Below are 14,133 nucleotides of genomic sequence, written 5' to 3' on the forward strand. Positions count from 1 at the left end.
AAAACATTTTTTCTTTTTCATGCGTTTACACAAAAAAAACAATCGTATGTCATTCACTACCGGAAATATATTACTTATCGGTTCCACCCTCCTTTTTGTAAGCCTGATTGTCGGCCGTACCGGATATAAACTGGGCGTTCCGGTATTGCTCCTTTTCCTGGTTGTCGGCATGATCTTTGGAAGCGACGGTATAGGCATCCAATTTCACAATGCCTCGGAAGCCCAATTCATCGGCACTTTAGCTCTGTGTATTATTCTGTTTTCGGGCGGCATGGATACCAAGATCAACGATATCCGTCCAATTATACCTCAAGGTATTATACTGGCCACCCTGGGTGTACTATTTACCATGTTGTTTACCGGATATTTTATATATTGGCTGGTCGGATACTTCTATCCCAATCTTATCACGCCTTTAGCCGGCTGTCTGTTACTGGCAGCCGTCATGTCTTCCACCGACTCGGCCTCCGTTTTCAATATTCTGCGTTCCAAAGGCCTTCACCTGAAACAAAACATGCGCCCTCTGCTCGAGCTCGAAAGCGGAAGTAACGATCCGATGGCTTATATGCTCACCATACTCCTCTTACAGGTACTGCAATCGGGTGAAATGAGCTGGAATTATATCTTTCTCTCTCTATTTTTACAATTCAGTATCGGAATCGCCACCGGTTACCTGCTCGGACGTCTGGCCATATACATCATCAATCACATCTGCCTGACAAACAATTCCCTCTATCAAATCATATTACTGATATTCGTATTCTTTACATTCTCCATCACCGATCTCCTGAAAGGCAATGGCTATCTGGCCGTTTACATCACCGGCCTGATCGTCGGAAATCATCAGATTGTTTACAAAAGAAATATCAGTAACTTTTTCGACAGTATCGCCTGGTTATTCCAGATCATTATGTTCCTGGCACTAGGCCTACTGGTAAACCCGGCAGAACTATGGGGGATAGCTCCTATCGGTCTGCTGATCGGAGGTTTTCTGATATTCATCGCCCGGCCGCTTGCCGTCTTTCTGTGTTTACTCCCTTTCCGGAAAATGACATGGCAAGGACGTTTATTTACCTCCTGGATCGGTTTACGGGGAGCCGTACCTATCATTTTTGCAACTTATCCGCTTTTGGCCGACATACCGGGTGCCCGACAAATATTCAATATCGTATTCTTCATTACCATTCTTTCCCTGTTACTACAAGGTACGACAGTATCTATCTCGGCAAAACTACTCGGTTTATCACAGCCGGTAAAGAACCTGCCGGACGAATTCAATATGGCTCTCGCTGAAAACATCAAATCGGTCATTGCAGAAGTTACCGTTATGCCGGACCTGTTAATCGACGGCGACCACCTCCATAAACTGCACCTTCCCCCCAATACACTCGTCATTATGATCAAACGATACGACAGCTATTTTGTTCCCAACGGTTCCACCCGGCTTCTTGCCGGAGACAAGCTCCTGCTCCTTTCCGACAATGAGGAGGATTTACAACATACCCTTGCCGATCTCGGTATAGAAGAATACACCATCCGAAGAAACTAAAGGGAAAGGGAAATGGAAAAACTTATAAACTCAACCCAAAATCTGCCACCTGCCCTTCTCAAAACAATCGTAAATCAACAATCGTAAATCAACAATCCAAAATCATAAATCAATACTTATTCCGGATCTCCTTTTTTCTGAAAAGTAGCAGGAAAATCCACCGGATTGACAACACCGTCTTTTTGACGGATCCAGGTCTTAAACTCCCGGGCTCCTTCTTTCAATTCGATCACCCGGGCACCGTTCTGAATATTATTGTATACCGTATTCCCTCCGGTATAACGCCCGTAAGCCAACAAAATATCTCTCCAATACACCACATAATCATTATCATGATCATGTCCGGCAAAAACACCCATTATATCCCCGCTTTGCTTCATCGCGGCAAACATACCGGTATTCAGCTGCGGAACACAGGCAGGCTCCATCCGGGCACCGATCAGGATCGCTCCTTCTGCCGCAGCCGCCCGGCTGTATTCCGGCAATGGGATATGAAAAAAAGCCAGCGAAGGCAAAGGCTTTCCTCCGTTTACTTTTGTATAAGCCGTACTATTCTTCAAATACCAATCGACTTGATCAAACTTCAGAAAATCATAACCGCCGACTCCCTTCACCGAAGAATAAGAATGAGAATCCAAACAATACAGAATCAAAGCATCCCGACTCCCGTCAGCAGATTTCACCGGAAGAATATAATTGCTCACTCCGCTCAAACCCTCCGTCTGTTCCGTCAAATTAAAAGGTACAGATTGTATCACCTGCAATAACTCCTGACGATCCATCCCCTGCTCGTCATCATGATTTCCATAGACGACTCCGAAAGGTATTTTACGTTCCACCACCACATTCAACACCGTCTTCATACCTTCTGACGCCGGTTTTCCATAAATCACATCTCCGGTGAAAATCACCAGATCCGGTTTTTCGATATCCAATACCTGCCTCATCCGTTCCAACGCAATATCGGAATTTGAATTACCGTATTTGAAATGTACGTCTGTAAATTGTACAATTTTAAACGTTCCATCCGGATTGAATTTCAGCACAGTTTTTTGTGCCTCCGTCGATACGACGACCGTTCCAAACAATAACACCAGAATAAATTTATTTATTATACGTATAAATGCCATACTCGTCCAATGTCAAAAATTAGTCTCCTTTTCATTCGGCAGGTAAAATTAAATAAATTAAAACATTTTCAACCCGTTTTATCCGTAAAATCAGCTTCCGAAATCGGTTTTTTGGAGATATTTTTCCTCATCCTGTTGCCAAATTAAAATATTCCCATTATATTTGCACCCGCATTTCGGGATGTAGCTCAGCCCGGTAGAGTGCTCGTCTGGGGGGCGAGTGGTCGCAGGTTCAAATCCTGTCATCCCGACTACTGGAAATCAAGAGGTTAGACCAAAAGTCTGACCTCTTTTTTATTACAACGATTACATTTTGATTACACTTTTCGGGAAACTTAATCTAATCAGATAGCAATCGCAATACTAAATTCATTTGGTATTTATTCACATGAAACCCCGGTTTTATGCAATTCAGGGGAATCTACACCTAACATGAATAAAGCATCAACAATCCTACAATAAATAATCCTGTACTTTATTCCAATCCGGGAATTTGTCTGAACCGAACAAAATTAATTCTCCCTCAAATTGCCCGGCACCATTATTTTCTCTGTCATCAATCAAATAATCTCCTCGATTCAAATTTTTATGATGAGTCAAAATTAAACGTTTGTATATCTATCGTCCTTTTCATCATTTGATAACATCACCACCTGTATATGATATCCTCTGTACTTACTTTTTATGAGTTATAATATTTTCAATCTATCGAATCCGACAATCACCCCCTCATCACTTTTATTCTTCTATTGGTCTCTATAAGGAAAGATATTTATTGTAGAATAAAATACTTCGGGATGATGGTATAAATCCCTGTATCGTTTTATTTTCACTCCTTACTTTTCTTTTCAACAGGTATATACAAAAAAAGGGAACCACTAACAGCTCCCTCGATATCATTATTCCTTAGTTTTATTAATTTGCTTCTTCACTGTCTAAATCAACATCTTCCACTTCTCCGCTTTGTAGCCCTAAAACGTCTTTTGCATTTAGGGGAGTTACGACAGATTTTCCGGTTTTCTTTTCTAATTCCAATCTGGCATTAAGGGCTATCGTTCCACCTTGTTTGGCTACGTCTATATGCCCATCAAAAGATTCCGGGTTTTGTACCTCTGATATTTCCTTAGTAGAAAGTTCTGCGAGCATATTCAACACCAACTCTTTGTTAGTCATATTATCCCGTAGGTTCTCTTTCTTCAACCCCTTGAACTGTTTATATTCCTTAGCTGTCTTTCCCGCCCATGTCTTATAGATGATATCAGTTAATGTAGCAAACTGTACTCCCTCCTGTAATCCGTGACGTTTCCACTCATCTGTTAAATCTTTCCGGATTTCTATACTTTTGAGCCGTTGATTGATCCAATTGTCAGAATACCCCAACCGTTTATAGTCCAGCATTGCCTGTTCGATGGACAGTTCCGGGTCTTGCATTTGATCTAACCGTTCCTTAGCTACCTGTGCCATCCATAATTTGAAAGGTTCAGCTTTAGGAGAGGGTATTGACTGTATCAACCGGAATAACTGTTCAGTATCAGCAACATCTGTCTTGTAATACTTACCATCAGACGAGGGCATTTTCAGTTGTACGATTTCAGCGTACAACTGACTTCCCTCCTTTGTCAGCTTACGTTTTAGGTCACTCCAATATCGGCGTGGATTATCACTATCTGTCAATACCTCGATCACATCCACAATAGAGAAAAACCATTCCTCTTTATCACTGTCCCATACTGTACGGACTTTCTTCTCCTCGAAGATTTTTATTGCATTCTGCTTTGTCATATCACCCGGCTTTTGATTGTTACAAATATACCTGTTAGGAATGAGTTATCCTAAATTTTACTCCTCGCTTGGCTTCTTATAGCCATTTAATTCTCATGTCTGAATGAGTTATCCGCACCACTATTTTGAATCCCTAATCTTTGTCGTAAGCATCGGGGGACTCTGTAAATTTCCAAGACAGGTATTTTTCAATCTTCTCTGTCAATTCTATCATTAAATCTGATTGTCCCATATACTCAGCAAATTGAGAGAAAGCCTTTTGTAATCTATCTTGGATTCTTTATGATACTGATAATCTGTATCCAACAGTTTCTCTCTATACTTGAACAGTTGGTCTTTAATGAAGTTGGGAAGATTGATAATACTATTAGCGAGACACATACACCAATTTTCCAAATCTTTTACTGATTTAATTTGTTCAAAAGTAACATCAAAGAGCTTATCAGATACCTTCCCTATATCCTCATAAGCACCAAACCATTCAGAAATGAATTGCCAAAATACCTGTCTGTTATATAAATCCTCAGCCTTTAATTTCCCACACAACATACAGATATACAAATAAATACAATTCATATTTCAACGTCTGGGGGGGCGAGTGGTCGCTGGTTTAAATCCTGTTATCCCGACAATAAAAAAACAATTGATTATCAGAGGGGGGTAAATCAAACAATAGATTTACAGCCCCTTTTTTCTTGCCTTAAAAGCAACAATTTTGTACTGAAATCCATGTAAATTTGGCAAATAAAATAGCAAAACACAGCAAATTTTATCCATTATCACATCATTTGAAACTTATCTTTCAAAAGACCTTAAACCGGACTCGAAATAAAATTTCCGAGGAACGTAAACGATAATCTGAATAGTAACTGCTCACATCATTATAAGAATAGTTTATAAATCGCCTCGTATTGAAAATATTGTTCCAGTCAAGCATAAAATCTACCCGTTTAAATCCATATTTTAACCCGATATTTCCAAACCATGACGAACGGTCTGAAGATTCCAGCAAACTATTATAATAATGATTGAACGACAGATTCAGAACTAATTTTTTCATAGGAATAAAAGAGGCGGATATATCTTGTGCAAGATAATGGATCGCCGGCATTCGGGCTGCTGCGATTTTATTACGACTTTGATTATAACTTATTTTATATTTAATAACGGCGAATTTTCCGATATCCGTGACAACGGAAGGAGATATGGAAAACAAACGGGATTTAACTTTAGAAATCAGTCCCTGATTCAAGACGATATACCGATTAACGGTATAACCTGTACTCAACTTCACCTCGGAACGAAGGACATCGATACTTTGCCCCAACGAATAGTTAATTCCGTAAGAATGCCATGTATTGGAACGACGAATACTCGTCGTATGACTCAAAATACCATCATAATATATATCCCTGAGCCTGTTTCTCCATAAATTGGAGTACGATAGACGAACCGATGTAAACAGTGTCGTAAATGGATTTTTGTAATTGAGATATACGAATGCATTCAACTTACGCTCCTCGCTCATCAAACCGCCAGTACGGTTCATGGTGCGGTAAGTCGTCATTATATACCCCCGGTAATCCTCTTCGATACCTCCAAGATTATTGGCATATGAGACGTTGGAAAACAAACTGATACGGGGACTAAAAGGGCATTCTACCGAAAGAAAAGGAGCATACAGCACATTGCCTTTCCGCTGCTCCTTATGCCTGACCTCGTCGCTCCTGTCAAGCATCAGATAAGTTACGGGCAAAGAAAGTTGGGTGTTAAGCTTTGCAGATATCTTGAACATAAACGTCGGTGTTATCTTCAACCCGATCTCGTTGCGTATAAAATCATTGCGCACACTGTCGGCGGCTATCGGCATCCAAGGAATACCGGCATAAAGACGGGAACGAAGATGATAACGATTATAAAAAACACCCGCAGTATACCATGCGGTTATACGTTGTTTATCAATCCCACCGGAAATATATACTTTTGTCGCCAGGTAATCATAAACGACCTTTTGGAGCATTGACGAATCCGAGACTTGGTTATCTGTAAGTAAAGAAGCAAAAGAAGACGGAACGACACGCAAAAAATTATTCCGGTAAGTATAGGCAAACGATGCTCCCATCCGGTATCTCTTATTTCCTTTTCTGTGTATATACTCAAAATCATTCCCGATGTGAAAAGAAGGTAAGTTCAGATATTGCGAAACAGGAGGCGGCTTTATATCCGCTACATCGCTGTTCCGGCTGTTCCACTTAGTCGATACGTTCAAGGTATTATTCAAAAAATAATCTTCCGTATTCCCTTCCAGAGTAAAAGAACCTTCCAGTTCCCGTTTTAAAAATTTCATATCGATATCCTCCGCGATATGAATCGTATCGGCATCTTCCAAAAAGATATCGCGTTTGGAATAACTGTCGCTTTTCTGCTTATCATATATAAAACTCAGATTTCCTGTCAAGGTCATCTCCTTTTTCAATGTTCTTAAATCATTCAAGGAAATCAGGTGGGCATCATTAAACAAAAAATGCTGTTCCTTAATTTGAGGAGCAGACGGTAATTGTACAGACAGCAATTCCCTGTCAGAGGTCTCGGGAGCATCGTAAAAAGACACCAGTTCGCGGGTAATATCACGCCCCGTATTATCCCCTTTATACACAAGCATATTCTGCTGGGTTCGGGTAAACCGCATACCGACCAGTTCGTTACTGAACAAGGCTGGGGGCAATCCAAACCCAAGCTGTGCCGACGCAAAAAAAGCCCCCAAAGCCGACTCTTTAAGTTTTAAATTGATCGCAGCGGCTTCAGGTAATTCCATATCCTTCAACACCCTCACAGGTTGGTGGTTCTCCAGTACCTGTACCGTTGCAACATCAGACGCATCTATATTATTGGTCGCAATGCCGTATTTACCTTTCAGCAAATCAAGCCCTTCCACATAGAACTTGCTGATCGCCTTATTTTGATACAGAATTTGTCCGGAAGGCAACACCTGGATACCTGGAAGTTTTTTTAATACATCACCGATACTGCGATCGGTCGCATCCACAAAACCGGCTACCGAATAATTGAGTGTATCACCGGTCTGCCTGATCTTAGGAGCCTTTACAATAACTTCTTTTAACTCCGTCGTTTTTTCCGTTACCCGGAATTCCACAAATCCGACGTCGCTTTTGACTAGTCTGGACTGCGTCTCGATTGTCATTGCTCTTACAGAAATGACAACAGAATCCGGCATCAAGTCCTTTTTTAAAAAAAACGTTCCGTCATCGGCAGTCATCGTATAAGCCAGAATGTTTTGTGAACCAATGGGATGTAGGGTAACCGTGGCAAGCGGAACCGGTTTCAATGTCTTTCTATCCACTACCCGTCCTTTTATTTCTTTTTGAGCAAAAGAAAACAAGGGAAGTAAAAATAGAAAAACAACCAACTGATATTTCATACATCAAATATGCTGTGACAAAACCGACACGTTCGAACTCCCAATAATTCTTTCCGTTCTGAATATAGCAGAAAAGCTTACCGGTTTAATCTCCTCTTTCCAATGAAAAATAAGTAACCGGATTCTTCGTCCTGTAATAAACAACCCCTCCGTTTTCCACAAAACCAACAGATATATATCTCCTTTCATTCCTTTTAAAGTCACTCAATTCTTTCAAATTACAGGGAATTTTCTTTCTATCGGTCGGTATCAAAATTTCATCACGGACATTTTGCAACCCGATAACTTCCCAACAAAACTGCCCTTCCGTATCCTGTACCTTTAATATCATGCCCGGAAGTCCGTAAAATTTCCACGGTCCGTCGTTTATCGGAATATCCAATGTAAACCAGGCAACATAAGTTCTTCCCCGGAAAGTAGCCGATGCCTTTTGGCAAAGATAATTCAACACGGTCGATGTATCACTACTCATCTTCCAAGCCTGGGGAGGGATGTTCTCCGTCAACTGAAAATAAGTTTCCGTATCAAAGCCTTCCAAAGGTCCCTCATCAATCGTCACGACCTCTTCCTTATCTCTCTTTTTATAAATCCGGTAAGATTGTCCTTTACCTGCATCCAAAACATCGTATACCTGCTTTTGAGCTTCCAACCGCACCTGCAAAGCATTTTCATCCACACTTAAAGTAATTTTATGATTGACAGGTTCCGTAAATCGAATGGCTGCAAGCGAATCCCTCCGGTTTTTATTCCAATCGTAATATACAGACCCGTTCATCCCGACCTCCAGTGCCATCGTATCGGTAATATAAACCGACTCGCGATCTTTCACAGCTTGTTGGGTAAATGTATAAACCAGCCGCAAAACAACCGGTTCCCCCACCTCCGGCTCTACAGTCCTCTCCTGCGCAACAACCGCTTGATTGCCCAATACAAACAAAAAACAAAGCAGAATAAATAATTTTACTTTCATACACAACATAATTTTCGGTTTCAATACCAATGACTTATTATCTTGCAACTTAATAATAATTATTTAGGATGCAAACACTAAATTCCCAAACAACGCAAAGTCTCTGTCTGATCATTCTCCATGAACATTTATCCAATCGTATAAAAACCTGATCTTTTTACAGATAATAAATATACATTTTTAACCACGAAGCGATCTAACCAAAACCTATTATTTATCTATCCAATCTAACCAAAACCACGTCTCCAATCTAATCGAAATTATAAATTTTCGACTGAATTTTTGGCGTTGGCTCTATTTACAAATCTTTAAACCCGCCTTCGGTTCACAACCATCGCTCTTTCAGCAATTTCTTTATGGGCATAAAAGACGTTCAATCAGTCGCAAATCGTCTGTGATAATATCTCCGCTCCCTTGCATTTGTTGAGTTATAGGTAATATTTTACCATAATTTGTCTTCATACCATCGGGGAAATTTATTTCGACAACATAAAACCCTTCCGCAGTCGGAACCCTTGAAACACTTTCTACTTTTCCGAAAAAATAATCAATTGGGCAATCAGGATTGATGTAATAAAAACCAGATTCCCATCGCGGATACCTACGTCGACCAACGACTGAGTAAGAAACGGAAAAATAAATTGCAGTATACTCACCACCACCATCCCCAATACCAATTGTACAAATTGGCTTTTATAAGGTGTCAGATAACGAAGAAAAAAACGAAGACTACGGTGTTTACACTCCTCCTTCTCATCCTCATGGTTGTAAAATTCCGGACCGGGTTGTAAAAGCAATATGACACCGTTATTTTCATTATTCTTTGACGTACTTATCCAACATTTTTAAAATCCATTTCGTTATACACGACCAAACCCAAGGCGGGATCAGCAACAAATATCCGATGACCATTATTTTTATCTTTTTTTATATCATAACATACAACAAAATGGTTTTGCCTCCAATGCACGATACACGGTAACAAGGCATCTGTTACCAATTGTTCAAATGAAATATTATCCCCGATGTTCGAAAACCGATCCGCTCTGCAGCATCGCTTATTCCCAACATCGACACACCTTCGCGCGTAATAAATGAATACTGACGCAAAGTTTGAAGACTATAATGTTTCCCATAATACCTGACAATCATACGCAAGCAAGTGGGACCGCAATCCATCGCATCGAGTTGGATATAGGAAGGAAATTTTTTCATCATTTCGGAAAAATTTTCCGGTTAATTCAATAAACGCTTTGTAGCTATAATTTCAGAAGGTCTTTTAGCCTGTTTCTCTACAATGTGTCCGTTTTTATCAATAAGCATATACCAAGGGATTGAAAAAGATTTTTTTTCATTTCCACCCGGATTTTTACCATCTAAATAAAGTTTATTCAAATCATCGATAAAAGCCTGGTTTGCCCGAAAATGAATACCTCTTAAATTATACGCATAAACAAGTGCCTTCCATTTTTTATCCTGATTATTATTATCCAATGATATATAAAGAGGGATTATATCATGTTGTTCTAAAATTATTTCCAAAGAATCCTTGTATTGAAATTCTCCCCGGCAAGGACCACAGGTAATTCTCCATATATCAACATACAATTTTTTCCCTCTCAATTGAAAAATCAACTCCGAAAAGCTATTGATACGGTCTCCGGCTTCGATAAAATAAATCGAAGAATCCAGCTTATTTCCTGAATAAAACAATATCGCTCTATTCATATAATACTGAAAATATTGAAGATAATGACTTGCCGGATACTTTTCCTTAAAGTATTCAAAAGCAGGTACACTTGCCTCAACTACATCGTTATTTTCAGGTCCTGCCCTGTATATTAAAAGAGCTAAAGCTGATTCTAAGGCTTCATCCGAAAAAGATTGTCTGATTTGTTCAAACCAAAAAGAAAAATGCGAATCTGCATTTATTAAACTCTCTATATTATCTCTATTTATGTGTTTTGCAAAATATTGTTTATAAAATTTAGTATACATAGACAATGCATACTTCGTCCATGAAGGAGATTTCATCAGATTTTTGTCATCCGGTTTATACCGGTCAAAAATATTTTGCAACTGCTTCATCGTATTTTCCTCTGCCAGAATGCTATTATCTGTTTTCGGACTCCTGTATATTTTTAGCATATCTTGCAAATACAACTCTGCTGAAATCGAAGCATAAAAACAATCTCTGTCACCAGCTATTAATTTATAAAAGGATCGGGTAATTTTTTTGTTATCCAGCAACTTTTTAAACCCGGTCAATTCTTCCTGTTTAACTTTTTCAATCATCTCATCACGGGAAAAAGTATCATTTTCAAAAAACGCCCCCCAATCCATTGCCATCGGCCTTAAGCCTTCATTCCATACAGATTGATACAATTCAATCCCTGCTTCGTTCGGCCCATAGGCTAAAAGTCCATTATTTTCATCAATAGATATTTTGTACTTCTCCCCCGGCTGTAAAGGCAAAAGATATTTATATCTGGAACCGGAAGTTCTGATAAAAATAAACCGCCCCTCTTTCAAATCGAGTCTTAATTCAAATCTTCCCTGATCATCCGGTACAAGCGTATCCAAAAAACCATCATAACACACCGCCAAATCAGGATTGCTATACAATAATTTCGTCTGTTTATCAATCGTACCGCTGATGGTTGTCGTATGGTTTGTACAACTGGAAATAAAAAATAAACCGATCAGGAAGACAGAAAGGAATAGGACATTTCTATACATATCATACACAATTAAAGTTATAACACAACCCCAGGTTCCGGTCATTGATATTGATTTTGATTTACAATGTTCCTCCAATAAACACCCAATTTAAAATCATAAACTCAATTTTGTCGTTCAGTATTCAAGTAAATCCGATGATCTTCCCCAAAAACCGGAAAATTTCCGGTTAATCCGATAAACGTTTTGTAGCTACGATTTCAGAAGGTCTCCTGGCATGTTTTTCTAAAATATTTCCATTTTCATCGATAAGCATATACCAGGGGATTAAAAAAGATTTTTTCCCTTTTTCTCCCCCCCAATACAATTTCAAATCATCGATAAAAGCCTGGTTTGCCCGAAAATGAAACCCTTTTAAATGATTAGCATAAACAAGGGCCTTCCATTTTTTATTCTGGTTTTCATTATCCAATGATATATAAAGAGGGGTTATATCATGCTGCTCTAAAATTATTTCCAAAGAATCCTTGTATTGAAATTCTTTTCTACAAGGAGCGCACCAGGTTGCCCATACATCAACATACAATTTTTTCCCTTTAAACCGGGAAATCAATGCTGATAAACTGTTTATACTATCACTGTTTTCGGTAAAGCGGATCGAAGGATCGGATTTATTCCCCGTGTAAAGCTCTATCGTTTCATTCATTTGTTCTTCAAAATAGTTAAGATAAGGACTGACAGGATATTTTTCTTTAAAATACCGATAAGCCGGAATACTCGACTCTACCTCTGAACCTTTTCTGTATATTAAAAGAGCCAAGGCCGATTCTAAACGATTACCCGAAAAAGATTGCTTTGTCTGTTCAAACCAAAAAGAAAAATGCTGTTCAGGATCTATTAAGCTTTCTATACGGTCCCGGTCGATATGCTTTTTTAAGTATTGCAGATAAATTTCCGTATACATAAACAATGCATACTCTGTCCATGAAGGAGATTTTATAAAATCTTTATCATCCGGTTTATACCGGTCAAAAATATTTTGCAACTGCTTCATCGTATTTTTCTCTGCCAAAATACTCTCGTCGGTTTCCGGCCTCCTATATATTGCCAACATATCCCATAAATTCAACCAAGCCGCAACAAAAGCATAAAAACAATCTCTGTCATCATTTATTAATTTATAAAAGGACGAAGTAATTTCCTTATCGTCCAGTAATTTTTTGAATTGGGTTAATTCTCCTTGCTTGATCTTTTTAATCATTTCATCACGGGAGAGTGTATCATTTTTAAATATACTCCATTTCATTGTATATGGATCATAATTCAATACGGATTGATACAGTGCTATCCCTTCTTTATTTGCTCCATCAACCGAAAATTCGTTGTTTTTACCGATAGATATTTCGTAATGTTCCCCCGGCAAAACAGGAATAAAATATTTATTTCGGGAATCAGGCATTTTTAAAATCATAAACCTCCCTTCTTTCAAATTGAATTTTAATTCAAACCTTCCCTGATCATCCGGTACAAGCGTATCCAAAAAATTATCAAAGCACACTGCCAAATCCGGATTGCTATACAATAACTTCGTCTGTTTATCAATCGTACCGCTAATGGTTGTCGTACGGTTTGTACAACTGACCAGGAATACTAAACCTGTTAAAAATACCAAAAGAGAGAAAACCTTTCTGTACATACTATGATCGTATTAAATTATAAAATAAACCCAAAGGCTGACAAAGTAGCAAAAGAAGCTATCACTCATATTTTGCTTTTTAAATAAATTAATGTATATTTATGGCAATAAATATACAATACAATTCGCTATAATTATCTAATTAAAATACAAAATTCACCTAATCAATCTAATCAAAATATATTATTTCAATTAAATTTGCACTACACAAACAACTCACAATCAACAAATAACTAATTCAATCATGAATTATTCGAATAATATAGTTCATTATTTTAGTATAATATTTATCACTTGATATATAATATTATAATACATGAAAAAATATCTTGTTATATCCGTATTCTATGTTTTGGCATTATTTACCATTTCACAAGCAATATGGATTAACGGGATAACAAAATGGAACAAAATCTTTCGGGAAAATGGATTGGAAAGGTCTTCGAATGTCATTATAAAACATCAGGAAAAAACCGATTCCATAAATCAATCGAATTTACAATCAGTACATAGAGAATCCAAAAATAATTTTATCCTCCCCTCGAACCCCAACGCTTATAAAAAACAAATTCTCAATGAAAACAAAACCATCAACCCTTTATTTTGCAGAGAAAAAAGCATACAGATACCCGACAATACAATAAAATGCATCTCACTCGGATTTTTACCGGAAACAAATCATCTACAATTTCTATTTAAACCCTTCAGTATTACAGAGAGAGAGCTTCTTCCCGCCTGTCTGACAGAAATATCTGTAATCATATTCTCTTTTATCTTTTTCATGTTACTGTGGTTATTACGACGGCAAAACCGTCGGTTACAATCACAAAAGAAGTACACAAGAAGAATTATACATGACTTGAAATCCCCCCTGTCTTATGTCTATTC

General features: G+C 38.3%; 7 protein-coding genes, 1 tRNA gene and 1 pseudogene. 2 read left to right on the top strand and 7 right to left on the bottom strand.

Annotation, left to right across the window (positions count from 1 at the left end):
* The first annotated feature begins 46 nt into the window (after positions 1 to 46).
* Positions 47 to 1,549 (top strand): potassium/proton antiporter, encoded by a 1,503-nt coding sequence (locus BN8908_RS09605; RefSeq protein ID WP_021986507.1) that lies wholly within the window; start codon positions 47 to 49, stop codon positions 1,547 to 1,549.
* Positions 1,550 to 1,665: 116 nt separating this feature from the next.
* Here BN8908_RS09605 and BN8908_RS09610 read toward each other — a convergent pair whose 3' ends face one another.
* On the bottom strand, positions 1,666 to 2,679 hold the full coding sequence (locus BN8908_RS09610) for a metallophosphoesterase family protein (protein ID WP_068690265.1): 1,014 nt from the start codon (positions 2,677 to 2,679) through the stop codon (positions 1,666 to 1,668).
* Positions 2,680 to 2,856: 177 nt separating this feature from the next.
* On the opposite strand from BN8908_RS09610, the gene BN8908_RS09615 reads away from it, so the two are divergent.
* Positions 2,857 to 2,930, top strand: a tRNA-Pro gene (locus tag BN8908_RS09615).
* A gap of 664 nt (positions 2,931 to 3,594) precedes the next feature.
* Here the strand turns inward: BN8908_RS09615 and BN8908_RS09620 are convergent.
* The 6 genes and pseudogenes from BN8908_RS09620 to BN8908_RS09655 form a co-directional block, all read right to left on the bottom strand.
* Positions 3,595 to 4,461 (bottom strand): BRO-N domain-containing protein, encoded by an 867-nt coding sequence (locus tag BN8908_RS09620; RefSeq protein WP_068690267.1) that lies wholly within the window; start codon positions 4,459 to 4,461, stop codon positions 3,595 to 3,597.
* Between the two features lie 802 nt (positions 4,462 to 5,263).
* Positions 5,264 to 7,900 carry a peptidase associated/transthyretin-like domain-containing protein gene (locus BN8908_RS09630; protein ID WP_068690271.1) on the bottom strand — a complete coding sequence of 879 codons (2,637 nt, stop codon included), beginning with the start codon at positions 7,898 to 7,900 and terminating at the stop codon, positions 5,264 to 5,266.
* Between the two features lie 85 nt (positions 7,901 to 7,985).
* Positions 7,986 to 8,870: a GLPGLI family protein gene (locus tag BN8908_RS09635; protein WP_161945860.1), complete on the bottom strand. Its 885-nt coding sequence runs from the start codon at positions 8,868 to 8,870 to the stop codon at positions 7,986 to 7,988.
* A gap of 542 nt (positions 8,871 to 9,412) precedes the next feature.
* Positions 9,413 to 10,085: pseudogene (locus tag BN8908_RS18215) on the bottom strand (cysteine peptidase family C39 domain-containing protein); the annotation flags it as partial.
* Positions 10,086 to 10,106: 21 nt separating this feature from the next.
* A complete protein-coding gene (locus tag BN8908_RS09650) occupies positions 10,107 to 11,402 on the bottom strand; it encodes a TlpA family protein disulfide reductase (RefSeq protein WP_148453260.1) in 1,296 nt (431 codons plus the stop codon).
* Positions 11,403 to 11,778: 376 nt separating this feature from the next.
* Positions 11,779 to 13,245 (bottom strand): TlpA family protein disulfide reductase, encoded by a 1,467-nt coding sequence (locus tag BN8908_RS09655; protein ID WP_068690281.1) that lies wholly within the window; start codon positions 13,243 to 13,245, stop codon positions 11,779 to 11,781.
* Positions 13,246 to 14,133: the final 888 nt, after the last annotated feature.

The sequence above is a fragment of the Culturomica massiliensis genome (genome assembly GCF_900091655.1).
GTDB lineage: Bacteria > Bacteroidota > Bacteroidia > Bacteroidales > Marinifilaceae > Culturomica > Culturomica massiliensis.

Coding starts and splice junctions, on each gene's coding strand:
- BN8908_RS09605 (WP_021986507.1), top strand. CDS start 47: ATGTCATTCACTACCGGAAATATATTACTTATCGGTTCCACCCTCCTT.
- BN8908_RS09610 (WP_068690265.1), bottom strand. CDS start 2,679: ATGGCATTTATACGTATAATAAATAAATTTATTCTGGTGTTATTGTTT.
- BN8908_RS09620 (WP_068690267.1), bottom strand. CDS start 4,461: ATGACAAAGCAGAATGCAATAAAAATCTTCGAGGAGAAGAAAGTCCGT.
- BN8908_RS09630 (WP_068690271.1), bottom strand. CDS start 7,900: ATGAAATATCAGTTGGTTGTTTTTCTATTTTTACTTCCCTTGTTTTCT.
- BN8908_RS09635 (WP_161945860.1), bottom strand. CDS start 8,870: ATGAAAGTAAAATTATTTATTCTGCTTTGTTTTTTGTTTGTATTGGGC.
- BN8908_RS09655 (WP_068690281.1), bottom strand. CDS start 13,245: ATGTACAGAAAGGTTTTCTCTCTTTTGGTATTTTTAACAGGTTTAGTA.